Annotated in this window: 15 protein-coding genes; 7 read left to right on the top strand and 8 right to left on the bottom strand. The window is 69.0% G+C overall.

Annotated elements, in window-relative coordinates; translation table 11 throughout:
- Window positions 1-95: 95 nt before the first annotated feature.
- Both Aau02nite_RS37985 and Aau02nite_RS37990 read left to right on the top strand, forming a co-directional pair.
- On the top strand, window positions 96-5,618 hold the full coding sequence (locus Aau02nite_RS37985; RefSeq protein ID WP_212993487.1) for an NACHT domain-containing protein: 5,523 nt from the start codon (window positions 96-98) through the stop codon (window positions 5,616-5,618).
- Between the two features lie 376 nt (window positions 5,619-5,994).
- The gene (locus Aau02nite_RS37990) at window positions 5,995-6,600 is read left to right on the top strand and encodes a hypothetical protein (RefSeq protein WP_212993488.1); all 606 of its coding nucleotides are present in this window, start codon (window positions 5,995-5,997) and stop codon (window positions 6,598-6,600) included.
- 577 nt (window positions 6,601-7,177) lie between these two features.
- Here Aau02nite_RS37990 and fxsT read toward each other — a convergent pair.
- From fxsT to Aau02nite_RS38025, 7 genes are all read right to left on the bottom strand, one after another.
- Complete coding sequence (gene fxsT / locus Aau02nite_RS37995; RefSeq protein ID WP_212993489.1) at window positions 7,178-10,549, bottom strand: FxSxx-COOH system tetratricopeptide repeat protein; 3,372 nt, start codon at window positions 10,547-10,549, stop codon at window positions 7,178-7,180.
- Window positions 10,546-11,493 (bottom strand): hypothetical protein, encoded by a 948-nt coding sequence (locus Aau02nite_RS38000; protein ID WP_212993490.1) that lies wholly within the window; start codon window positions 11,491-11,493, stop codon window positions 10,546-10,548. Before Aau02nite_RS38000 ends, fxsT begins: the two co-directional genes overlap by 4 nt.
- A gap of 1 nt (window position 11,494) precedes the next feature.
- Window positions 11,495-12,439: an AAA family ATPase gene (locus Aau02nite_RS38005; RefSeq protein WP_212993491.1), complete on the bottom strand. Its 945-nt coding sequence runs from the start codon at window positions 12,437-12,439 to the stop codon at window positions 11,495-11,497.
- Window positions 12,432-13,697 carry a toll/interleukin-1 receptor domain-containing protein gene (locus tag Aau02nite_RS38010; protein WP_212993492.1) on the bottom strand — a complete coding sequence of 422 codons (1,266 nt, stop codon included), beginning with the start codon at window positions 13,695-13,697 and terminating at the stop codon, window positions 12,432-12,434. The genes Aau02nite_RS38005 and Aau02nite_RS38010 overlap by 8 nt, the downstream gene beginning before the upstream one ends.
- Complete coding sequence (locus Aau02nite_RS38015; RefSeq protein ID WP_212993493.1) at window positions 13,694-14,734, bottom strand: hypothetical protein; 1,041 nt, start codon at window positions 14,732-14,734, stop codon at window positions 13,694-13,696. The genes Aau02nite_RS38010 and Aau02nite_RS38015 overlap by 4 nt, the downstream gene beginning before the upstream one ends.
- Window positions 14,735-14,987: 253 nt before the next feature.
- Complete coding sequence (locus tag Aau02nite_RS38020; protein ID WP_212993494.1) at window positions 14,988-15,341, bottom strand: transposase; 354 nt, start codon at window positions 15,339-15,341, stop codon at window positions 14,988-14,990.
- Between the two features lie 104 nt (window positions 15,342-15,445).
- Window positions 15,446-15,721, bottom strand: coding sequence for a hypothetical protein (locus Aau02nite_RS38025; protein WP_212993495.1), 276 nt, complete (start codon window positions 15,719-15,721; stop codon window positions 15,446-15,448).
- A gap of 511 nt (window positions 15,722-16,232) precedes the next feature.
- Between Aau02nite_RS38025 and Aau02nite_RS38030 the strand changes: the two genes are divergently transcribed.
- From Aau02nite_RS38030 to Aau02nite_RS38045, 4 genes are all read left to right on the top strand, one after another.
- Window positions 16,233-16,397: a hypothetical protein gene (locus Aau02nite_RS38030; protein ID WP_212993496.1), complete on the top strand. Its 165-nt coding sequence runs from the start codon at window positions 16,233-16,235 to the stop codon at window positions 16,395-16,397.
- 522 nt (window positions 16,398-16,919) lie between these two features.
- A complete protein-coding gene (locus tag Aau02nite_RS38035) occupies window positions 16,920-17,267 on the top strand; it encodes a hypothetical protein (protein WP_212993497.1) in 348 nt (115 codons plus the stop codon).
- A gap of 64 nt (window positions 17,268-17,331) precedes the next feature.
- A protein-coding gene (locus Aau02nite_RS38040) for an IS5 family transposase (RefSeq protein WP_212993498.1) occupies window positions 17,332-18,152 on the top strand; the annotation gives its coding sequence in 2 pieces (ribosomal slippage) (window positions 17,332-17,689 and window positions 17,689-18,152; 822 coding nt in all).
- A gap of 360 nt (window positions 18,153-18,512) precedes the next feature.
- Window positions 18,513-18,704, top strand: coding sequence for a hypothetical protein (locus Aau02nite_RS38045; RefSeq protein WP_212993499.1), 192 nt, complete (start codon window positions 18,513-18,515; stop codon window positions 18,702-18,704).
- A 105-nt stretch (window positions 18,705-18,809) separates the two neighbouring features.
- On the opposite strand, the gene Aau02nite_RS38050 is transcribed toward Aau02nite_RS38045, so the two are convergent.
- Window positions 18,810-19,304, bottom strand: coding sequence for a hypothetical protein (locus tag Aau02nite_RS38050; RefSeq protein WP_212993500.1), 495 nt, complete (start codon window positions 19,302-19,304; stop codon window positions 18,810-18,812).
- A 212-nt stretch (window positions 19,305-19,516) separates the two neighbouring features.
- On the opposite strand from Aau02nite_RS38050, the gene mobF reads away from it, so the two are divergent.
- Window positions 19,517-23,812: a MobF family relaxase gene (gene mobF, locus Aau02nite_RS38055; protein WP_212993501.1), complete on the top strand. Its 4,296-nt coding sequence runs from the start codon at window positions 19,517-19,519 to the stop codon at window positions 23,810-23,812.
- Window positions 23,813-23,920 lie beyond the last annotated feature (108 nt).

Here is a 23,920-nt window from a genome sequence, read left to right on the forward strand (position 1 = left end):
CTGCCGTCCTTCCTCTGGTAACCCGGAGCGTCTCCACACCTGTACGCAGAGTATTAGCTCTGTCACTACGTGCGACCATCTGAAACAATCGGCGGGTGCGAGGACCCCTGTTCCGGCGGATCGGCATCGCCGCCGTGTTGACCACGACGGCGATCCTCCTCGCAGTGCTGGGCGTCTTGCTGGAGCGGCTCGGTCTGGAACGGGCTGACCAGCTGTCGAGTGTGCTGGCTCTGTTCGTCGGCGTGCTCGGCCTGGGAGCCGCTCTGGTGGCGCTGCGGCAGGACCGCTCGCCGAAGGGGCCCACTCGCGCCCGCAGCCGGCTCCCGACCGCTTGGGGCAAGATCCCGCTCCGCGAGGACGTCCGGCGGTTGCTGGAGGCGACCGGGGCTGCGGCCAACCGCTCGCCCAACCGGCTGCTCGGCTCCCGTCAGACCAACGTCTCGACCGTGTACGTGCAGCAGCGTGTCGAACAACCGCAGCACACCGGCACCCCCGCCGGGGACAAGCGGAGGCAGCGACGTAAATACCTCGACGACATGCTGTTCCTGCCGTTCGCTCAACAGCCCCGGGTAATTCCGGTCCGACGTCCACTGGAAAAGGTTTTCGACCAACATCGCCACCTGCTCATCGAGGGCGGCCCGGGCAGCGGCAAGTCAACGACGGCCGGCCAAGTCTGCCGACAACTCGCCGCGGCATGGCTGAGCGCCGAGCCGGACGGCGCCCGGCTGACGGCCAAGCCGCTGCTCCCGTTGCTCGTCACGGCCCGCGCGCTGGCTCAGCACATCCTGGCCGACTGGCCCGAGGCGCTCGCCGCGGCCGCCTCCGAAGGATTGGGCCTGAGCCGGTCCGCGGCAATCGATCCCGAGCTCCTACGGGACAAGGTGGATGGGGTCGAATGGCTGATCGTGGTGGACGGTCTCGACGAGGTGCCGACCGACGAGCGCGACAGCTTCCTCGACCGGCTCTCGGCGTGGACCTCATCCACCGACCGGCCCTACCGGCTGCTGATCACCACCCGCCCGCTGACCGGCCACGCGACCTCGCTGCTGGGCGCGGGCTCGATCGGGCACTACACGCTGCTGCCCTTCGACCGGCGCACCCTTGGCGTCTTCGCGCGCCGATGGTTCAGCAACGACGAGAACGGCGCCGACCTGGCGGCCGGATTCCTCGCCCAGGTGACCGGCGCGGGCCTGCACGATGTCGCCTCGGTGCCGCTGATGGCAACCATCGCGATCACCGTGTACGACTCCGACCCGGTCGCCGGGCTGCCCCGCAACCGCCATGACCTCTACGAGCGCTACCTGCGCTGGCTGCAGCAGCGGGACACGCAGCGCCGGGCCACGGCGTGGTCGAAGCTCGCGGCCGCCCTGCACGCCGAACCGGCCGAGGCCCTCATCGACCGGGCGGACGACCTGCTGGAGGAACTCGCCTTGACCCGGGTGGAGAGCCGCCGATCGCTCGTGCTGACCGCCATCGACTGGCTGCGCTGCGAGTACGGCCCGGTCGGCGGCCGGCCGCCGGAGGATCTCGGCCGGATCGTGGCTGAGGCTCTGGTGAGTACCGGTCTGCTCAGCTCGCGCGACGCTGGTCCGGACTTCATCCACCTGACATTCGCGGAGCACTTCGCCGCCCGCCGCTACGCCGCCCAACTGCCGGAGCCGTTCGTCGCGCAGGACACCGCCTGGCGGCATTGGTTGCACCGGGCCGTACGGGAGGATCCGGTCGCGATCGCCGTGCTCAGCCGATGGGTCCGCGAGCATCCGGCCGGCGACCTGGTGACATGGCTGCTCGACGGGGTGCACGCTCATCGGCTGGTGGTGATCAGGCTGGTGGCCGAGGGTGCACTGGTCGATGACAGCCAGCTGGCCGAGTGCCTGAGTGCTATGGAACGCGAGCTATGGGGCGATCCCCGCTACTACTCCGACAAAATCCTCATGCTTGTACGCCGTTTCCAGCCGTCCGCCCTCCTCACCGCCTGGATGAGCCGCCAGTTCAGCATCGCAGTCGAAGGCTCACCCGCCTGGGCAGGGCTGGCCGTGGTCCTGGCCGACCACGACCCCGATCGCCGGGCCAGTCTTGTCACAGCCCTGCGGACGGTCGCGCTGACCGCCGATGGGCTCGGCGAACGGCTCGCGGCGGCAGTAGCACTCGACGAGGTGACGCCCGAGCCGGTCGAGACAGTCACCCGGTCGCTGGCCGCCGCGCTCAGCAACAGAACGGGCTCGGACACCGACCGAATGGGTGCCGCCACCTATCTGGCCGAGGTCGACGGTGAGCCACACAACGCCGCTGTACGCGCTATGAAGCACATCCTCCAAGACGTTTCCGCCGACCTGTCGGATCGCCGCACCGCTGCCGAAGCGCTGGCCGAGTGGGACGGCGATGCACGCAAGCTGATCCTGGCCGAGCTGACCCGGGCGCTACGCTCGCCGGCCGCCAGCCCCTTCTCCAAGGTTTCCGTCGCGCAGGCCATGGTCGCAGTCGCACCCGAGAGCCGCTCCGAGGTGGCGGTCTGGGCCCGCGGCATGCTCGCCCGCTCGGATGTGCCGCCGCGGGCCCGCATTATGGCGGCTCGGGCGCTGGCCGAATGGGGACCGGACGACCGGGCGCTGGTGATCCACCGCCTCAGGGAGATCTCCGGCGAATTGACCACCAACCCGGGTGATCAGGTAGAGGCCGCACTGAGCCTGGTGCGGTTGGGCGAGGACTGCTGGCCGGATGCGATCAGCATGGTCTGCGCGGCGCTGCGCCAAGCCGCCCCGGTGGTGAGCCTGGCCGGGTTCCGTGGCACCGATCGAGAGTTCCAGAACCGCCTGGTGCGCGCAATTGCCGTGCTGGCCGGTGAACCGAGCACCACCCCGGAGACGGCGCAGTCCATCCGCAGCGCCGCGATCGGGCTCGACCCGATGTTCCAGGAGGACGTGGACGCCGCACTGGCGACGCTGTGCGGCCCAACTGTGGCCGTCAAGGATCTCCCGCTCCTACTGGGTCTGGCCAAGGACGGTTCGCCCGAGGTAGCCCGGACAACGGCGGCGCGTATCGCAGACTGGCTCGACGACGACGATGTCGACCTTGATACCTTTCTGGTCGTCAACGTCGCGGCGACCCTCGGTGATTTCGGTCCAGATCAGGCAGCCGCGGCGACCTCAGCATTGCAACGGGTGATGGTCGACGTCTCCCTACCGCACCCAACCCGCGCCTACGCTGCGCGGCATCTGGTTAGCCGTCCGCAGTTCAGCGCCGAGGCGGCGGCCGTCATGCTCCTGGCTTGGACCGACGACACCACCCATTACGCCGGTGTCGCCGAGCTGGAAGAACTCCTGGCCTATCCCGCGCACCGGCGCGCCGCCGTTGAGGCCCTCGACAGCTGCCTCGGCAATCCCCACTCTTTCCCCTGGGATCGGCTGGATGCGGTGGACCCGTTGGCGAAGCAGGCCGCAACACCGGTCCCTGAGCTAATGGACCGGTTGCGCCTGCTGTTCGTTGACCGTACGCATCGCCCAGTGGACCGCCGGTGGATCGCGGTCAAACTACTCAGCCGCGGCCCTGACGACCAGGCGGTAGCGGCGCTGGCCGCGCTGGCCACCGACCCGCTGACACCGGCGGACGTGCGCGCGGATGCCGCCTTCTGGTTCGTTGAAAACGAGCGCGACAACACCGGCGAGTTTCATGCCCTCATGGTCGAGATCACGCTTGACGCCTGCGTCCCGGTCGGTGACCGGGCCGCGGTGCTGCGGGACCTGTTCGAAGCCGGATCCAGCGAGGTCAGGTTGGCCGAAGCTGTCGTGTCGGAGCTGCCCTGGGCGGAAGCCGGGATGCAGATCTTCGCGGTCGGTGATTTCCTCCCGAGAGCTGTTGCCGAAGTCTCTACCGGCTTGTCGCACACCGTCGGGGACTACCTGCTGCGGAGCATCGCGCACCTTCCCGATCGGCCGCTTCCTGCCCCTTTCCGGTCCTTGCTTGGCCGATTGGCCGGCTGCACCGACGCACTGCATGACGTGCTGGCGGATGCGACTCCCTGTGTCCGACTCGTGAAGACTGCCGGCGCGGTCCTGTCCTTCGAGGATCCTTCCGTCGGTGCAGCGCTGCGACACCTCCTGCAGGATCCGCGTACGCCACCCGCCGACCGGCGCACCGCCCTGCAACTCCAGCTGGATCACGTTCGTGCCCAACGGCTGCCGGCGGTGGAAATGCTGATTACGGCGCTGGCCAGCAGAGCTGGCCGCCAGACCCCGGCAATCGACCGTATCACCGCCGCTGAGTTGCTCTATCGGCTCGTCGAACATCGGCGTGCCGCTGGTGCCGCGCTGACCGCCGTGCTCGCCGACGAGGCGGAATCGACGACCTGCCGCCAAGCGGCCGCTCAGGCGCTCGCCCAGGGTGGGCCGCGCGGGCGCCGGGCCGCCGCTCAATGGTTCGCCTCCCGGGCCGCCGACGAAGGATCGTCCGTCGCGCAACGATGTCGCGCTGCCGAAGACCGGAACTACTGCTCTGCGGACAGCGTTGTGGAAGTCTGCGAGAAGCTGCTCAAGCTCGGCGCTTCCGCAACCGCGCACCGGGACATCGTTGAGGCACTCACGACCGTGCTCACCATCGATCCAGCCGATGAGACAGCGCTCGCCCGGCTACAGTCACTCGCCTCGGACCCGGACGTGCCGGCTCCGGTCTTCACGTTCGTCTGCGACAGGTTGATGGGCGGAACCCCGGTGCATCGGCGGGGTGCTGCGCAGGTGCTGGAGGAGCGGCTGCAATCCCGCGAATGGCCGGTCAGCCATCGCATCGTTCTGCACGGCCTCCTCGCCCGGGTGGTGCCGGACGCGAAACCCGCGGCCGTCGCTGCGCTGTCCGCGGTCGGTCATGACCCTGCGCAACCGCCGGTCCTCCGAGCCCGGGCGGCCGCGCTGCTGTGCGGCCTCGAAGCGGCGGCAGCGGTACGGACGGGGCAGGAGCTGCTCCGGATGGTGCTGGGAGACCCCGCCGTGCCCGCTTACATCCGGGTCTTCGCCGGCGAAGTCTCGCTGCGGTATCCGGGTCCGTTCCGGCGGGAGGTGCGGGATGCTTTGCTGAGCCTCGGCGCGGATCCGGACGACCGGCTCGCCGCGGCCGTCACCGTCCTGCGCGCCGACGGTCCCGAACCGGCTGTGCGACTGGACGACCAGCGTGAACCGGCCGGTCCAGCAGTCGGCCGCCTCCTCACCAGTCCGGGCCTGGCCCCGCACGCGGTACTCGCTGCGGCCGTCGTCCTCGGGGAGATCGGGGATCCCACGGACCGTACCACCGCCGCGAGGGCGCTGCGCAGACTGGCAAATGACGGCCTGGTACATCCGTACGTACGCTTCCGCGCCCTTGCCGCACTCCCGCAGGTCGACTTCAGCGATGCCAAGGTGTGCACGAAGCAGCTCTGGGCGGCGGTCGATGACGCCTGTGCGCCGTTGGATCAGCGGCGGTGGGCAGCCGAGGCGCTCGCGAATCTCTCTGATGCCCACCGGCGGCCAGCTCGCGATGCACTGCGCTCCCTGGACGGTGGCCGTCTAGACGGCCGGACGGGCCGTAGACTCCGCCGGTCCATCGCCTACGTGGACAGCGGTGACTACTGGATTGGCCGCCCGCTCACTTAATGACATTGCCGTACGGGTAGCCGATCCACGGGCTGGTGCCGTTGTCTGGGCAACGGTTCGTTTAGGCAGCCGCAGCCTTGAGGGCTGCACATCGCGCACACCCCCAGCGAGCAAACCTCTGGTGGCGCCTGGAGCCGCTCGCTGAGGGACCCGAGGTCAGCCCACCCAGGCCAGGGGTGCAAGCCCCGACAGAACATCTTGGCCCACACCGTCTCGCTGCGCTCGACGCCAAGATCTTCCGACTCGGACGGGGCTTGCGCCCCTGCGCCCACGTGCGGGCTCTGACCGGCCCCGTCAGCGCGGCACCCCCAGCGCCGGGATCACTCGATCCCGCAGGGCGGGCCGCATCAGCTACAGCCTGATGGAGGCACCCAGCATGACCGAGCACGTCGTCGACCAGACCACGCCCGCGACCCCGACCGAGCAGCCCTCCACCGGTAACGGCCGGCCGGCCGCCCCGCAGGGCTCGGTCTACCTGTCCGACATCCTGGCCAGCATCCGCCGACACGCCGACGACAACAGCTGGTGCTCGACCGCCGAGGACGTCACCATGCGGGCCTTGAACGACGGGCTGTCATTCAAGCCGGTCCGCCCCACGTCCGACGACGGATGCAGCAATCCGTCCTGCGAGATCTGCCACCCCCAGGACGCCGTCCCCGAGCGGTTCACCGCGGCCTCGAGCGTCGACCCGCTCATCACAAAAGTCCGCCTGAAGAAGGCAATCAAGAAGGCCTACAACCTCGGCTACGACTGGGACGAGCCGCGGCGGCTGTACCGCGACCTCGTCGACACCTACGACCTGGACGAGGTCCCGCTTCCGGTAACGACGTACACGGTCACCTTCACCGTCACTGACGAGCAGCTGAAGGGACAGACGGCTGACGAGGACGCCATGGCGGATGCCCTGAGCGCCGGTGTCACGGCCGGCTTCACCGTCACGACCGAATCCACCGAGCTGGCCGCGCCCACTCTGCGGACGTAGTCATCACCGGTTGCCCGGCCGGTTCACACCCGGCCGGGCAACGCCCCGGTGCCCTACTGCTGTCCCGGCACCGAATCCGCAGGCCACCACGTCTCCTGCACCGTACCCGCGAAGACGGATCTCGCGGTTTCGCCTGGCAGAGTTCTCCGCTGGCATCACCGGCCGAACCGTGACGCACACCGGCGAGAAACGGCATGCGTCCTGGTCCTCGGGTGGCCGGGTCTACTTTGAGACCGTCGTCGGGTACACGCCACCTACATGGCCCGACACCACCTCGTCGATCATGATCCACCCCCGACTTCATGGTCGAGGACCGAGACGCCGCCGAGGCCCGCGTACCCGCTGCCGGGGCACGAGATACGCGTTCCAGTACGGCGGACGCGCGCAGTGCCGCGGCTAGCTGGTCGGCATTGCGTCCGCGTGGGGGCACTAGCGGCGCTATCGCGATGCGATGGACGTTCCTGACGTGCATCGCAGAATCAGCCGGAAGCTGACAGGATTTCTCTCCAACCAGCAGAAGGCAAGTGCGGCGTGGGGAGGAGTCCGCGCACAAAGCCCTGAGCGGCAATCTCGGTGATTAGGTCGGCAACGGCTCAATGTCTAGCTCGGCGCGTCCGCCCTCCCGCAGCCTTGTCACGTCGGGATGGTGGTCGCCAAGCTGAGCGGCCAGGCCATGCAGCGCCGCTGACTCGTCGGAGCCGGTGTCGCGGGCGAGGTTGACGACGCGCAGCAGGGCGTCGGGGTGGTCCCAATCATCGCGATCGAGCTCGACCGCAAGCCGCGACAGCGCGGCCGCTTCGGTGGTCTCACCGGTCAGCGCAAGGTCTGTGGCCAGCGATGCCGCGGAGCTGCGCATGTAGTGGTGCCCATTCGGCAAGCCGATGCGGAACTGGTTGTAGCAGAGGCGGTCGACGGCCGAGGCCGTCGTCACGTCGCCGCGCGCACGGTGGACGATGGCCATGTTATGCCGGGCTATCAGCGTGAACGGATGCATGTCGCCGAAGACGACGCGATAGCGGTTGATCGTGTCGGTGAAGATGCGCTGTGCTTCGTCGAGGTCGCCGATCTGCCGGTAGGCGTTGGCCAGGGTGACACGTGTAGCCAAGGTTAGTTCGTTGTCGGGGCCGAACCGGGCTTCGGCCCCGAGTGCGGCCTCCCGCGCGGTGTCGGCCGCCTCGGCGTGACGGCCGAGCTTTCGGAGCGCAATCGCGGTTAAACGGCCCGCGATCATGCTTAGGGGATGACGGGCGCCGTGCAACTGGACCACCGTGGGCCGCCACTGCTCGACGACCCGCAACATGGTGGTGTAGTCCCCTGCCGCATAGGTGTCCTGGGCGATGTCCAGTTGTGCAGCCACGCGTCGCGCATCCGCCGCTGGACCTCTAGCGCCCTCCCGGGCAGGAAGACCTCGCTCTCCGTCCAGACGTAAGGCCTCAGTATGGAAGCCGAGAAGTCGGAGGTCGGTAGCCAGATTGCCCTCGGCTCGCCGGGTGTAGACGCTGTCACCAAAAACCACACGGCAGGCTTCCACCGCGCCGCGGTCAAGGTCGAGAGCTTCCTGCCATTGGCCAGCGATGCGTAAGTCGTGACCTACTTGCAGGCTGAGAAGTAAGGGAAACTCGTGCTCCGCGCCGAGGCGCGCCCGAGACAGCTCGTACGTCTCGCGGGTGAGGGCGGCAGCTCCGGGGCCGTCGCCCAAAGCGCGCAGGGCGGCGGATTGGATGCTCCGCGCGCGCAGGGTGTTTTCCGCGTCTCGGCCGAACGTCCTCTCCCATGCCGAGGCCGCACCTTCCGCGATGGCGCGGCTGTTCTCATACTCTCCGATCAGGTAGAGGTAACGGGCGTGGTCGAGCACAACCTGCCGGGCGTCGGGGTCAGACGCGCCGACCAGGTTCGCCGGTTGGATATGCGGGCCGAGTTCGGCCTGCCTCTCGAAGTCGCCCACCTCGTCGGGGTCGCCGGGATTGGCCGCGGAAAGGATGGCCTGGACGTCTTTTAGGGTCCGTTCGGCCTCCTCCGGTGACATGGCGTCTCGCAGGATGGCCTGGACGAGGCGATGCACCTGCACCCGTTGGCCGGCGTCGATCTTGGCCAGCCCGTGTCGCGACAGGTCACGCACGGCGCGGTTAAGGTCGATCTGATTAATCAGCATCCGACCCAAGGGTGGGGTGACTCGGCCGCGGGCACCGCGTCGAAGGAGACTCAGCGACACCGGCTCGCTACCGAGAAAGCCGAACAGCTGAAACAGCTGAACTGACGCGGGATTTTGCGATCGGAGCTGTTCGAGCGCGAGCTGTACGGTTGCGCTAACGGTGGCGGGATAACTAGCGGGCTTGCCCTCGCTGAGTAACTCGTGCTGGTGCTCTTCAAGCAGGTTGATGTACTCCGTCGCCGGCGTCGCGGTGGCGTCGAGGTATGCGGCCGCCTGCTCGAGCGCCAAAGGCAAGTCGCCGAGCCGTTCAGCCAGCCGGTCGGCGTCCCCCGTGGAGATCGTGTGGTCGCCGCCATCGGTGTTCATCCGGCGAAGCAGCAGGTCGATGCTCTCCGCCCGCGTCATGACGTCGACTTCGATGACGTGGTGTTGGCTCCTGAAGGCGGGGTTGCGGGTCGTGATGATCACATGGCCGCCGCCGGACGGCAGAAGTTCGCCGATGTCGTCGAACGACGCCGCGTTGTCGTACACCAGCAGCCACGGCATGTCGGCGGTGACAAGCCAGTCGAGAACGGTACGCGTCGTCTCGTTGATGTCATCGCTCGGCGGAAGACCGAGACGCTGTGCCAGCGAGTTCAGACTTCTGCGTACCGCCTGCACCTGTTCGGCCGGCACCCACCAGACCAGTTGGTACTCCTCCTGGTGTCGATAGGTGTACTCGATCGCGAGCTGGGTCTTACCGACGCCAGCCATCCCCTGCAGGACGACAGTTGATCTGTGCAGCAGTTCGTCATGGAGCACGGCGAGAAGATTCGGACGTCCACGCAGGTGGCTGTTGCGCGCGGGGACGCCGCCCCAGATGAGCTCGCCGCGGCCGACTGCGGCGGGGCCGGGCGCCGTTCCTGTGGCGACGGCCGTGTGAGTGGCGGGTTCGAGGAGATAGACGCTACCTCGGCCGGTCTGCACCCGCACGGGCGCTCCACCGACCTCCACGGTGGTGGGTCGATCGGGCTCCACTCGGAGGATCCGTTGCTGCCGTTGGCGACCGGATCCCCACCGCACCTGCAGGATGCGTGGCCGGGTGTCGGGTACCGACAGCACCTGGGCGGGCGCTGAACCGGTGTAGTTGAAGGTCAGGTCCCAGCCGTCGTGCCGCACCCGTACGGTGGTGTCGGCCACCCGATCGCCCAGTGCCGCGACATCCGCCAGGTCGAGCGGCAGATCCTCAGGCGCCGTCGTCGAGCCGGCCGCATCCGTGGTCTGCAGCAGCTGCCACGCCGGCACCGTCTGCTGTACGGAGGACGGCAGCCGGCGGAACGCCGCGCCGAACCACCCCGCCACGCCCGCCCGTCCAGGCTCGACCGCCGCCCGCACCGCGGACCGCAACAGTTCCTCGGCGTCCTCGGCATCGGGGTCGCCCGCCGCCCGGCTCACCGCGGCCCAGGTGATTCGCTCCTCCAGCCGCAGCGCCGGCGACCGACCAGCGTGCACGGCGGCGACCGTCTCCCGCACCCGCCAGGCCGGGTCGCGCCGGTCGGCAGCGAGCCGGGCTACGAGCCGATTCCGCAGATCTGGCAGCAGTTCGCCGCGCAGCCGGACGGCGTCCGCGCTGCGCACGCCGACCCAGTCGCTGAACCACAGATCGCCCTCGGCGCCGACGTCGCGGCCCGGCGCGCAGGCCAGCCGAACGGCGCGGATCAGCTCCGGCTCGATCTGCACCGCAGTACTGAGCAGCACAGCCAGCTCGGCCGGGCCGCTCCCGGGCGCAGGGTACGCAGCCAGCGTCGCGGCCGTCATCGGACCGCCGCCCGGGCGTGGCTCACGGTCACTTTCCGGTCCCAGGCCAGCATGGCACACCGCGCGCGCAGCGCCGCCGGCCACCGGGCCGGCGGGTACGGCACCAGCGCCACCGATCCGCATCGATGACGACGCAGCAGATCGAAGAACGCCAACCACTCACCCTGCTCGGCCCGGCGGACCGAGGCCGGATCGCCGCCGATGCCGAAGTCAGTCAGCAACAGCACAGGCCGACCGCTCTCCGGGGGTGCGTAGTCGTTCCACGTCGACCGCCGCCCGGGGCCTGCGCCGCGCAGCGGGGCGTCAGCGAAGTTCAGCACGTCTGCCGCGCCTTCGCCCAACAGGGCCAGCACGGCGTCCCGGATGTCGCTCTGGTCGCGCCGGAACGGCCGCATGCCTTCGCCCAGGTCGATCAGAACCTGAGCTCCGAACCGCAGGGTCGGCCGCGGCTCGCACGGCACCGCTGACAGCGGCCGCCCGGCGGCTATCAGGCCGACCGCCGCGGTCACGTCCGGCGGACCGTCGGCGACCTCACGGGAGACCAAGAACTGCACGATGGCCGGTGCCGAGCGGGGCGCCAGCAGCGACTGGTGGGGCAGTGGAGATCGGTTCGCACCGCTTGAAGGCGGCGGCAGCACCGGGCCGGGCCGCAGTGTCGCCTCGATCGGCTCGGCCGTGATCGGCTCGAGCACCGCGACCGGGGGGCCGTCGCGCGTCGCTACGTCTCGACCTAGCGGCGTCACCAGTCGACCGGCCGGGTCGAGAGCAGACTCCTCGGCGGCGGGCTGCACCTCGGGCAGGACGATGTCGGAGGTGCCGGGCGTTTCCTCTCGGCGAACCGGGCCGAAGCCGAGAAGCCTGGCCACCGCGGCCAGCTCGGTGTCGCTTCGCGCGCCGGTGCCGGTAACGGCGCGCAGCAGGTCTGCCCACCAGATGTCGCGCATATCAGGCCTTGGGCTGCTGGACCTTGAGCAAGGTCAGCCCCCGTAGACGGCCCCACTCCGGTGAACCGAGCCCGATATCCAGTTCGCGCATGGCCTGGAACGCGTCGAGGTATTCCGCCGTGCTGGGCGGCCGGATGCCGCCGGCCTGGGCTTCCACGCGGGCATCAAGTAGGTCTCCGGCCAGTTGCTCGGCCAGCTCACGTTCAGCCCGCCCGAAAGCTGCGCCGTGGTAGCGCAGATGCCGCTCGGCCACCTGCACGAGATGCTGCTCGGTGGGCTCAGGCACCCAGACAACCACGCACCGCCGCAGGAAAGCCTGCGGCAACTCGCGCTCCTCGTTCGTCGTGATCATGATGAGGTGCTGGACGCCGCCGCCGCGGTGCCGAACCCGGGCACCGGTCTCGGTCACCTCGAACTCGTTCGAGCCGAGCGGGACCAGCATGCCGTTCGGCAGATCGGGATCGGCCTTATCGACCTCGTCGATGAGCACGACCGCCTTGTCAGGCGCGCGTTGCGCGTTGCGCGGGTCGGGATCCTCCGCCGGCACAAAATCGGTGTCTTCCTCCGGCGCCCCTCGCCGGCGCGCCAGCTCAGGAGCGAACGCCCACCAGAGCACACCGGGCTGGACGTAGTTGACGTCATGCAGGGCGGCGCCCAGAGTCCGCACCTGTGCGTCGGCCAGCCGCCGGACGGCGTCAAATGACCACAGCAGATCCCGGGCGGTTGTCCGCGACGTGACCACATGCTCGTAATAACGCCACCCCTTCTCCCGGGCCACATAGGCCGCCAGAGACGACTTGCCGCAACCGGGCTCGCCGCGCAGCAGTAGCGGCCGCCCGGTCGCCTCGGCCACCCGCACGGCGAAGGCCACTTCAGGATCGATCACGTACGCCGCGCCGTCCCGGCTGTCCGGTACGACGGGCGCGGCGCCGCTGGGCTCAGTCACGGTAACCGCCACCTTCCGAAACTCTGCGGATCATGCGATACAGGCTGCGTACCGTGCGATGGGCGACGAATTCCTCGTCCGGGCTCAGCACCGGCTCCAGCACCCGGACGTCGCGCAACCCCCAAGCGTCAACGGCCGCGGCGGCGGCGAGTCCCGAAGGCACGGTGAGCAGCACAGTCAGCCAGGGGAAGACTGTGCGCAGCTGCTTGATAACGGAGGCCACCGCGTCGTGCGGCAAGTCGGCGGCAGCCACAATCAGATAGGACGGCCAGGGCGGGCCCTCGCGTAGCTCTCGTTCGGGCACGGCGAACCGGCCGGTAACTGGCGGCTCGACGCCGAGGAGCCGGAACACAGCCTCCTCGCACTGGTCGAACAGGTCCTGCTCGACGTCCTCGCCCAGCACGGCGGTGACCCGCTCAACCTGGACGCGGGCATCCACACAGGTGGCACGCCGCACATAGTGCTCCGGTGTGTGCGGGTCGTCGGCGTTCAGCACGGCCACCGTGGAACGGGCAGGCGCGGTCAGGTGACGCGACGCCGACTGCTCGACCCAGGCCGGGCTGACCAGGTGCGCGAGCTTGAGCAGGGTGTCGGTGGTAGCGGCGTACACCAGGCGGCTTATCGCGTCCACCGTCGCCGTGTCAGTCGACCGACCGAGGAACTGGTGGGCAAGGAAACGACACCCGCCCGGCAACAGCACCTGGTCGGCGTCCTGCGGCGAGACGCCCAGCTCCAGGGCCGCCTGCCGCAGCCTCTGGCGCTGGTCGACCCGAGCGAACAGGGTTTCCAGGTCATCAAACCACTGTTCCATGCGGCTGGTCGTCATCCCGCCGATCGGCGTCGCCTCGGCCACTCGGGCGGCTACCCGCTCGGCGATCACCGCCGGGCCGAGACCATCGGCCAGCAGGAACTGCTGCTCGGTGAACTCGCCAAACCCTGCCTTGCGGACCGCCGCCACGTTGGTCGCGTCCAGCAGTACAGGCAGCACGCACAGCTCTGGATGAAACGCCCGCCGCCACAGCAGCACATCGACCTCGCGCTGTACCCAGCGCCGGCCGATCGACATCTGGTCCAGCAGAACCACGGCAGCACCGCACAACGCCAGCTCATGATACAGCCGGGAGCGCCACCGGTCCCCGAGCAAGATCGTGGAGTCCACGAACACCGAGTGCCCGGCCGACTCAAGCCGGCGGACCACGCTCCGGAGCACCGCCTTCGCATGGTCGGTCCCCGCGCTGTGGCTGATGAAGAATCTCAACTCGTGCCGGACCCCGGGACTCTGGTCTCGCCACTGAGCACCTTCTCCAGCACCCGGTCGAAGGCGAACCCCGCGGTGAACGCCAGTGGGGCGAGAAAGAACAACAGGCGTTGTACATCGAGCCGTTGCAACAGGTCAGGCACGCTCACCAGCTCGCCGGCCACGTACAGGAAAACCGTCACGAAGCCGGCGCCCAAACCGCGGGCGGCGGCCAAGGCCCAGCCGGCTTGCTCATTGAGGTTGCGTAGCATGGCACCGGCGGCAGCCGCGACCATGGGGATAGCCAACAGCAGCAGGAAGCCGCGGACTCCGGGTTGAGCGCCCCCAGCGAACGAAACCCCAAGCCAGGCGACTATGAGCGCCGTGATGGTGCACAGCAGCGCCGCCCGTGCCGCCCACCGCCCGCGCCGGGCATCCTGTTCCTCGACGACCGTGCGCCTTGCCCGGCGCGCACGCTGTGTGAGTAGCAGCCCCACCAGCTCGCCAGCGGACTCCGGCGACCACGGCTGCCCCATCCGGACGATCTCCTCCGGCGTGGCATCGTTGCGTACGTTGTCAAGGTTGACCCATACCTGGCCGGCGCCTCCGCCGAAACACCCCACCGGCAGCACGGGAACCTTCTGGGTCAGAGCAACGATCCCGGCGAGGCGCGTCGATCGTGCACCGCCGATCATGACGATCCCGTCAGCAGCCAGCAGCGACCGGAAGAACGACAACTCCCACTCGCCGCTGGTGTCAGGCTGCACCACAACTTGGGTGTCGGTCCCGGGCGGCAGCGCAAAGTCGATCTCGCCGTGCCGCGGCGGGCGAGCGACAACCCGGCCCGGCTTCTCGGCTTGGGCGTAGCCGCGGACAACGTCCGACTCCACATAGCCCGGCTTACTGGAGAAGACCAAGAGGTCACACCCCGCCTCGGCCAGCGACTGTCCGAGCTCCGCGCAAGCCTCGCGCCCGCGTTCGGCGTCGCGCAGCGGCGGCTCGTATCCACCCCGAGCATTATCCAAGCTGCCGATGATCGCTATCAATGGCCGGGTCACCATCTCAGGCTAGTCAACCACGCGCGGAGATCCATACAGCTCAGTAGCGTGACCTGTTCATACCGACGGGCGCTTGCGCGCCCAGTGACTCCGCGCTATCAAGGCACTCGGGACGATGTGAGTGTTGGCATGCCGGTCACATGATCACCGCGCTAGTCCGACGCCGTAGACCCTCTGTGGTCCGACCCTCCACGCGTACCGCAGCCCGCCGATCCCCGATCTGTGGTTACCCGAGGGGGTCCCTATGGGTTGGTCAAGCGGTAGCTGGCCGAGGTCGGTAGGGGATCTTATCGCGGAGCATGAAGAATGGAACATCGCAGCGGCGGCGGGCCAGGCAGATCAGGTCAGCGTTGTGGCGATTGCCTCGGGCGCGTTCGCGGTCGTAGTAGGCGCGGCTCGGGTCAGCCAGGGCGGCGAGAAAGAACGCGCGACTGAGTGTTTGTTGCCGCCGCGGGCGGAGTGCTCGCCGCGGATGCTGCTGCCGAAACGGCGGGTGACCGGGGGCCAGGCCGGCGTAGGCGGCGAGATGGCCTGGGGTGGCGAAGGTACTGCCGTCGCCGGCTTCGAGCAGGATGCGGGCTGCGGTCCTGACGCCGATGCCGGGCATCGAGGTCAGACCTTGGCTAGAGGGTCCGCATCAAGCATCCTGACCACCTCGCCGACGACCTGATTCGCTGTTGCAGCACGTCGCGCAGGCTGTCGGCCAACCAATCATGTACGAGTGGTGATTAGTACCGTGAACGTCTCATGAGGCACACGAATTCTGAAGAACTCTTGAACTGCTTCGGTGTCTGCGTGCGCGCCGGGCAGCGCCAATGGCTGCACCTTCCGCACGTGGCGCCCGAGCGGTTCGTTCAGGCCTGAGCCGAAGAGGAGAGGCTGCGCCAGCAGCTCGGCGACATCGTGATCTTGCGGGAACGACGCGCCGGCGTCAGCTACCCGCTGCCGCTCCGCGAGTTGCGCCGCCGCGCACGCCAGCACGGCCACATCGGCTAAGCCCTATAGCTGCAGCCGGCCGTGCACTGCCAACGCCGGGTGAAGACCGGCACACCAGAAGGCGAGAGAATCGGCCCTCGAGCCGCGCTCCGCAGGATCCATGGGACCGCCGGGTCGGGAGGCGGTGACCGGCACCCTCGACGGCAGAAAGCCGGCGGTTGGTAACGCCGGCGCGACGCCGTCGGCGAGCGAAGATCGACCCCGACGTGGCTACCGCCTGCCGGTGCCCGCGGTGCGGTCGGCCGCGTGGAGACAGGGGCCGCGTCTGCCGGCCCAAAGCGATGACCGACCCGCCCGGCGGCGGCAAGCCCGGCAACACATCTTGGAAGCGCAGCGGAGAAATCCTGCCAACGCCTCGGACGCTGCGCTTCCAAGATCTCTTGGCCGACGACCGGCCTGCCACCGGCAGGCCGCGCCGATCCCACCCCGGCTCGTCAGCGCGACAGCCCGGCTCCTCGCCGCCGGCCGCCGCACCTCGATCTGCCCGCCAGGAGGCCACGCCATGTACCAGGACCTGCCCTTCACCGACCGCCGTCAGCGCCGCGAAGCCCACGTCAGCCGTCACCACCGCCGCTTCGTCCTGGCCGGCGAGAAGGAGGTCTTCGACCCGGCCAGCCCGACCGACGCGCGCGAGTACCGCACGGTCGTGAATTACGGTCACCGCTGACCGGCGGCGGGGAGGAGCTTCGGCTCCTCCCCCGTTCTGGCTCGCAACCGGGCGCACGCTCGAGCTGGCTGCCGCGGCCGGGCTTAACCCGGCCGGGCCTTGACGGCCCGGTAGACCGGAAGCGGCCTACGGCCGCGCTGCTTCAAAGCATCCTTTCGGCCACTGGCTGCGCCACGAGTGTCGGTTGCGCCCGCCGTCCACCAAATCCGCTGCGGGCTCCTAAAACATTATGCAAACCCCGCATAATCTTTTACTCGAAACCCCCGCATCGAATTTGGCTCCCGTCGGGCGCAACCGGGCGAGCAAGCTCGCCGCCTGCGGCCGAAAAATGCTGAAGGGTCAAAACCACCGCCGCTAGCTGCGACAACACCTTTAGGGAGCGCCAAAGAAAGCGGAGAAAAAGTTCGAAAACCGCTGGCCACTTATCGAGATTAATCGATAGGCGGCGTAAGATGGGACTTAGTCAGGGAGGGCAAACCCTGGCGACGCTGATTAACACAACAACAGGAAAGAGGCCACATCGTGAGCCGTCACGACCTCACCCCACTCGACCCGGACACCGTCTCCTGCGTCATCGTCGGGTGGGACCGCCCCCTCGGATCGTTCTTCACCCACGTCTACCTCACTGACGACGACAACGAGTTCGACGCCCCCACCTTCGAGATCGGCACGGACTTCCGCGAAGTCACCGACCCGGCCGCCGCGATCGACCTGGCGAGCATGTACGCCAAGGTGCCCGACGACATGAGCGCCACCCTCGCCAACGACGCAGCGCGCGAGGGGACCTGCGAGGCCCCTGCCGTCCTCAGCATCCTGTCCGCAGCCGCCACCCCGACGACCAACACCGACGGTTGGCCCTGCCCGTTCTAAGAGCTCCTAACTCAATCGGGTGCATCGGCATGACTTGATCTTTGGGTAGGCCGTTGTCGGTGACATGAGGAAACGCGACCCCCAGCCGTGGCTGGTCGATGATGACCTCTGGGCCCGGATCGAGCCATTGCTGCCGAAGCAGCTGGCGCGGTCGGGTCCTGGTCGCCGGCCGGTCGATGACCGCAAAGTCTTGTGCGGCATCTTGTTCGTGCTGTTCACCGGTATCCGATGGGAATGGCTACCCAAGGAGCTCGGCTTCGGCTGCGGGATGACGTGCTGGCGGCGGTTGCGGGACTGGAACAACGCCGGTGTCTGGCAGCGCCTACACGAGGTACTGCTGGCCGAGTTGCGAGCGGCCGGGAAGCTGGACTTGTCCCGAGCAGTGGTCGACTCGAGTCATGTGCGGGCGCTCAAGGGCGGCCCAAAACCGGCCGGAGTCCAGTAGACCGCGGCCGGCTGGGCTCCAAGCACCACCTCATCACCGACGCCGGCGGTGTTCCGCTTGCGGTGCTGCTGACCGGCGGCAACCGCAACGACGTCACCCAACTGTTGCCGCTGCTGCACGCGATTCCGCCGATCCGCGGCAAACGCGGCCGGCCCCGCAGCAAACCGCCGAAGGTCTACGCCGACCGCGGCTACGACCACGACAAGTACCGGACCTTGGTCCGCGAGCTCGGCATCACACCGGTGATTGCTCGGCGCGGCAGCGGACACGGCTCAGGTCTGGGCACGCTGCGCTGGGTCGTGGAGCAGAGCTTCGCCCTGCTGCACTGGTTCCGCCGCCTTCGTATCCGCTGGGAGATCCGCGACGACATCCACGAAGCCCTGCTCAAACTCGGCTGCGTCCTGATCTGCTGGCGCCGCCTCCACCACGCAAAGAGTTAGGAGTTCTAAACGCACCGATGCCCGGGGACCGTCACGGTCCCCGGGCATCACTGCACTAAACGAACACCAGCGCATGCAGGCGACGTCACTACGCGCAGACCGCGTCGACGCGCATCGAGCACGCCGACACGGGCTGCCGCGCCGCTCGCCCACGGCCGTACCACCACCACCGCAGCGAGTCGAAGATTTAAGAGGCCGACGGCCCCTCTCGGGGACACCTCCGAAGAGATGTACGGGCAAGTCCGCCGGCCAACGCTGACCAACACACCGACGCTTAGCGCCGGCAGAAAGGCCACCACCAGCCTAGCCCGCTCCCCGCGTCGGCTCAACACCACGACCACCGCCGAGACGGAGCCCACGATGCCCGCACGCACCACTCAAATGGCAACCCTCGGCGTCGAAGAGCTAGCTGCACTCACCGCCGAAATCACACCATTCACCGGCTTCTACGAACGCTACGACTCCGTAGCCGCCCAGCGGATCGAAGCCATCTGCGAGCGCTACGGCCTTACCTTCACTGACTCCTCCACTCGGGAGCCTTTAAGCCGCTGACCAACAACGACAAGACGGACCGCCCCATCCCCCAGATCGGCCCCATCACCGCCGCCGGTGGCAGCCTCGCCCCCACGGCCGCCGCAGCCCTACTCGCAACCGCCCTCATCTCCCTTCGCTAGGCGGCGCACCCGCCGACACTGCCGGACTCACCGCCACCGACAACGCACCGGACGCGCCCTCGCCGCCAACCGACCTCGCCGCCCCGGCCGCCTCCACACCTGACACGCGCCGCCCACTTCCGCGCGGACGGCCCCGACGCCGCACCACCGGAGCACCATCAGTCAGCTCACCCACCCGAGCCTTAACGTCGTCCACCGATGCGCGCTGCAGACCCAGCCGCACCCGCGACGGCGTCTCCCCCGTCAGCACCGCAACGACATCCGGCGCCATCAGCGACGCCAGCACCGCCAACGCCACATCCGCGCCGCGCTCCGCATCCGCCACCACCTCATCCAGACGCGCGAGCTCCGCCGCACGCCGCTCCTGCGCCAAGCGCACAGCAGCCCCCGCATCCGTCGCCGCTTTCAACGCGGCACGTTCCGCCTCATGCCGCCGCCGCAGGGCCTCAATAGCTGTGTTCGTTCCCTTGCTAGCCATAGCATCGACGCTACCTATTTCACATGCCAGACCTCCACACCTGGCAATCGTTGAATGTTAGTTGTAAATGGTCAGCCAATCGTTCAACGTTACTCACACCATCTCTGATCAGCTTAGATATCGGGTCGCCCCGTACTCCCTTCTCAGAATTAGCACACCCCCTGGCATTCCAATGTCGCAAAGGCGCCTGCCGGTTGCCTACTGTCGGCGGCATGCTCTCGGTAACCCGAATATCGCCCGGGGCCGGGATCGCCTACCTCACCCAACAGGTGGCCACCGGCCGACACGACTTCCAGCCCGCCAGCCCGAGCGCCGCGGTGGCTTACCACGCCGATCCCGCTGCGCACGGGGAGGCGCCCGGCTGGTGGGCCGGCCAAAGCTCGGCGCTGTTCGGCGTGCACGGGCGGGTCTCCGGGAAGCAGTTGCAGAGCCTCATCGGCGAAGGTCGGCACCCGGACACCGGCGAACAGCTCGGCCGGCTGTGGCGCAAGTTCGCGGCACTGGACGACGACGCCCGCCAAGCCGCCGTCGAAAAGGCCTGGAAAGCTCTACCCGCGGACGCTACCTACGAGCAGGTCGCCCAGGTGTGGCTGCAGGTCTGGACTGCTCCGGAGCGGCACCCCGTGGCCGGATTCGACGTGACCGTTTCTCCGGTCAAGAGCGTCAGCCTGCTGTGGGCGTTCGGTGACGACCAGGTCAAGCGCGAGGTGATGGCGTCGCATCACGACGGCGTCCGCGCCGCCCTGGAACACCTGCGAGCCCACGGAGCGTTCACCCGGCTGGGTACCAATGGCATCGTGCAGGTCCACACCGACGGCCTCGCGGCCGCGGTCTTCGACCACCGCATGTCCCGGGAGAAAGATCCGCAGCTGCACTCGCACATCATCGTCAGCTCGAAGGTTCGCGTCGTCCGCGACGGCCGCGAGACGTGGCTCGCGCTCGACAGCAAAGCGTTCTACCAGGCCACCATCGGCGCCCGGATCGCCTACGAACGCGCCGTGGAACACCAGCTCGGCCGACGCCTTGGCGTCCGGTTCGCCGCCCGCGCCGGCTCCCCCATCCGCGAGATCGTCGGATTCGACCCCCGGGCGATCCAGCATTACTCCAAGCGACGCACCGCCGTGGAAACCGAACTCAACGGCCGCCACAGCGACCCCGCCACCGGCCGCGAGTGGATCCCTACCGGCCGCTGGAGGCGTTCCGCGCAGGACGCCACCCTGCGCACCCGCCGCCCCAAGGACGGCCCTGAGTCCACCAACGAAGCGGTCGCCCGTTGGCGGCGCGAGGACCGGCTAGCGGGTTTCGACACTGCCGCTGAGGTCCACCGGATTGCCACGGGCCGGGCGCTCGACGCCGTCGATCAGCAGGCGCGTCAGGTCACTCGGCTCGCGCAACGCCACCGCGCAGGCCGGCCGGTCCGTGTAGAAGACCTAGTCGCCGCCGCCGACCAGATGGGGCTACAACGCGACGCACAGCGGCTGCCGGTCGTCACGGCCGCGATCCGCCGGCTGCCTCACCTGGCCGTCGCACGCGCTGTCGACGAGCTCAGCGCCGAACGCGCCGTGTTCAGCATCGACCATCTCGAATTGGCTATCGGCCGTCAGCTACACGTCAGCCCAACCACGGACCGCCGCTCGGACTGGCGGCAGGTGCAGCGCTACGCCGCCCACGCCGTCCAGTCCCGGGCCGGTGGGCTACGGGTGCTGACCCCGCCCGCGTTGCTCGAGTGGGGCGAAACGCTGGTCCGCGGCTCGGATCGACAGAGCATCTACAGCCGCCACCGCGACCAGAAACTGTCCACCGAACCGGTCCTGGCCGCCGAAAAGGAACTGATCGCTTACGCCACCCGTCACGGCGCCAGTACCGCGCCCAGGGGGCTGCTCGACGCGGTCGCTGACCGGCTCGACCTGTCGCAGGAGAAGCGCGCCGCACTGCACTTCGCTATTGGCGACGACCGCCGGGTCACCGGCATCGTCGGCCCGGCCGGCACCGGGAAAACCTATCTCCAGCGTGCTGTGGGTGTCGCCGCCCGCCAAGCGGGCGTGCCGGTGCTCGGCCTGACAGTGGGTCAGAACGCCGCGTTCGTCCTCGCCGACGCCACCCGCGACGGCGAGCATCCGGGGATCCGGACCGAGAACATCGCGATGTGGCTGCACGCCCAGACGATGCCACCAAAGGGCACCACCCCGCCCGATTGGGCGTTCCAGCCGGGCCAATGGGTCATCATCGACGAGGCGTCGCAGGCCTCGACGCTCGACCTTGTCCGCCTTACCCAGCTCCTCGCACCCGTCGGCGGAAAACTCATCCTGGTCGGTGACCCCCAGCAAATCTCTGCGATCGGGCCTGGCGGCATGTTCCGCTACCTCGCCTCCCTCGGCACGACCACGCAGCTGCGCGAGGTCCGCCGCTTCGCAGATCCGTGGGAAGGCCCCGCCTCCCTGCGGCTCCGTGAGGGCGACACCACCGTGCTCGCCGAATACGACCGACGCGGCCGCGTCATCGCCGGACACCGCCTCGAACTCATCAACGACGTTCTCGACGGGTGGGCCGCCGACGTCCTGCAAGGCCGCACCAGCCTCGTCCTCGTCGAAACCCAGGCCGAAGCCGCCGACATAGCCACCCAAGCCCGGCGCCTCCTCATCCGCGCCGGGATAGTGCAGGGCGGGCCCACCGTCACCCTCGCCGACGGCACCTACGCCGGCGTCGGCGACCTGATCGTCACTCGCCGCAACAACCGCGCCCTGCTCGCCGGCGACGCGTTCGTCGCCAACCGCACCCAATGGCGCATCCTCGAGCTCGGCCCCGCCGGAGCTCTGCTCGTGCAGAACACCGCCGACCAGGCCACCACAGCGCTACCGGCCGACTACGTCGCCGAACACGTCCAACTCGCCTACGCCGCCACCGTCGACTCCGCGCAAGGCCGCACCGTCGACGTCACCCGCGCCGTCATCGACCAAGCCACCACCCGCCCACGGCTCTACGTCATGGCCACACGCGGCCGGCTCCTCAACCAACTCGCCGTCGTCACCGCCGACGAACCCCCCGAAGCCCACCCACCCGCACCGGCCACCGCCGGCATTACCGTCCTCGCCGGGATCCTGCGCGACGACAGCACCCAACGCTCCGGCACCGAAACCGAACAAACCCTGTGGGCCGACGCCGACACCCTGAGGCACTGGGGGCCCATTTACGACGACCTCACCGCCCGCGCCAGCACCGACCGCTACACCGCCGCCGTCCGCGGCGCGGCCGGGCAAAAGGTCGCGGACAACCTCGCCGCCGACCCCGCCATGCCCGCCCTTGCCGCTCGCTTGCATGCCCTCGCAGCGGCCGGCTACCACCCCGACCAGGTCCTCACTGCGGTCGCCTCCGAGCGGGAACTGAACAGCGCACACGACACCGCCGCCGTCCTCGCCTGGCGCATCGACCAGGCATACCGTGACCTCCAACCCGACCCCGCCGTGGCCCTCAGCCCCGCCCAAGCCGGCACCTACACCCAACGCGCCCCGACCGTCGACGGCGACATCGGCGATGCACTGCGCCAGGTCGCGACCATTTGCGACATGCGCATCGACGCCCTCGCCCAGCAAGCAGCCGCTGAACAACCCGCCTGGACCACCGCGCTCGGGCCACTCCCGGACGACCACCCGGGGCGCCGGCAGTGGACCAGCCGCGCCGCCGTCATCGCCGCCTACCGCGACCGCTACACCATCACCGGCCAGGACCCGATCGGTCCCGAACCCTCGCCCCGCGACGTCGGCCGGTGGGGCGCCTGGCAGCGCGCGCAGACCGTGCTCGGGGTCGCCACCCTCGCCGGACAGATCAGCACCGCCACCGACGGCCAGCTTCGCGCGCTCATCGCCGCGCAACGCGACGCCGACCAGACCGCCCCCGCCTACGTCGCCGGGCAGCTCCGCGTCGCCCACACCCAACTCGTCGGCGCCGAGAACCACCTACGTGACGTCCGTATTGACCTGGCCACCGCCCAGACCACAGCAGTGTCCTCAGCTCGGCACGCCGACGCGGTGAAGCCGCGATGGTGGCACGCAGGCCCCCTGCACGCCGGGGCCGCGATCCGCCATCAGCACGCCAAGACCGATGCACTACGCGCGAGAACCATCGTCGACGAACTTCAGGACCGGCTCACAACTGCACGCGAGCGCATCAATACCGCCCGCGAACGCGTTCATGACCTCGAAGGCCAGCACCAGACGTGGAGCAACTGGTACACCGAGGCACTACCCACCCGCTACGCCGGACTCGCCGCCGCCGCCGAAGCCGCGCGCCGCGCGCAGAACCTCGCGGACAACGCCAGCTCCCTCGCCGACACCGTGCGCGCCGCCGCGTCCCGCGTCCGCGCCGTCGACGCCACCCGCCCGGAGCCTCACACGCGGCCCGTCCCTGACGGGCTCACCGCGCACGCCGAGGCAGCGCGGCAGCGCGTCCTCGAGGACGCCGAGCTCGCCGCACCGCCCGACCGCTCCGAGCCGGAGGCAGACCACGCCTAACCCCCCATGCTTGAGCGCACAACGTGGCTCATCAGGCATCTCGCGTGCCGGCGGAACGGGACCCGGCCATGACCGCGGCTCTGGCACAAGTTTGCCTGCGCCGGTTAC

The organism is Actinoplanes auranticolor, assembly GCF_018332655.1.
In the GTDB taxonomy this organism is placed as follows: domain Bacteria; phylum Actinomycetota; class Actinomycetes; order Mycobacteriales; family Micromonosporaceae; genus Actinoplanes; species Actinoplanes auranticolor.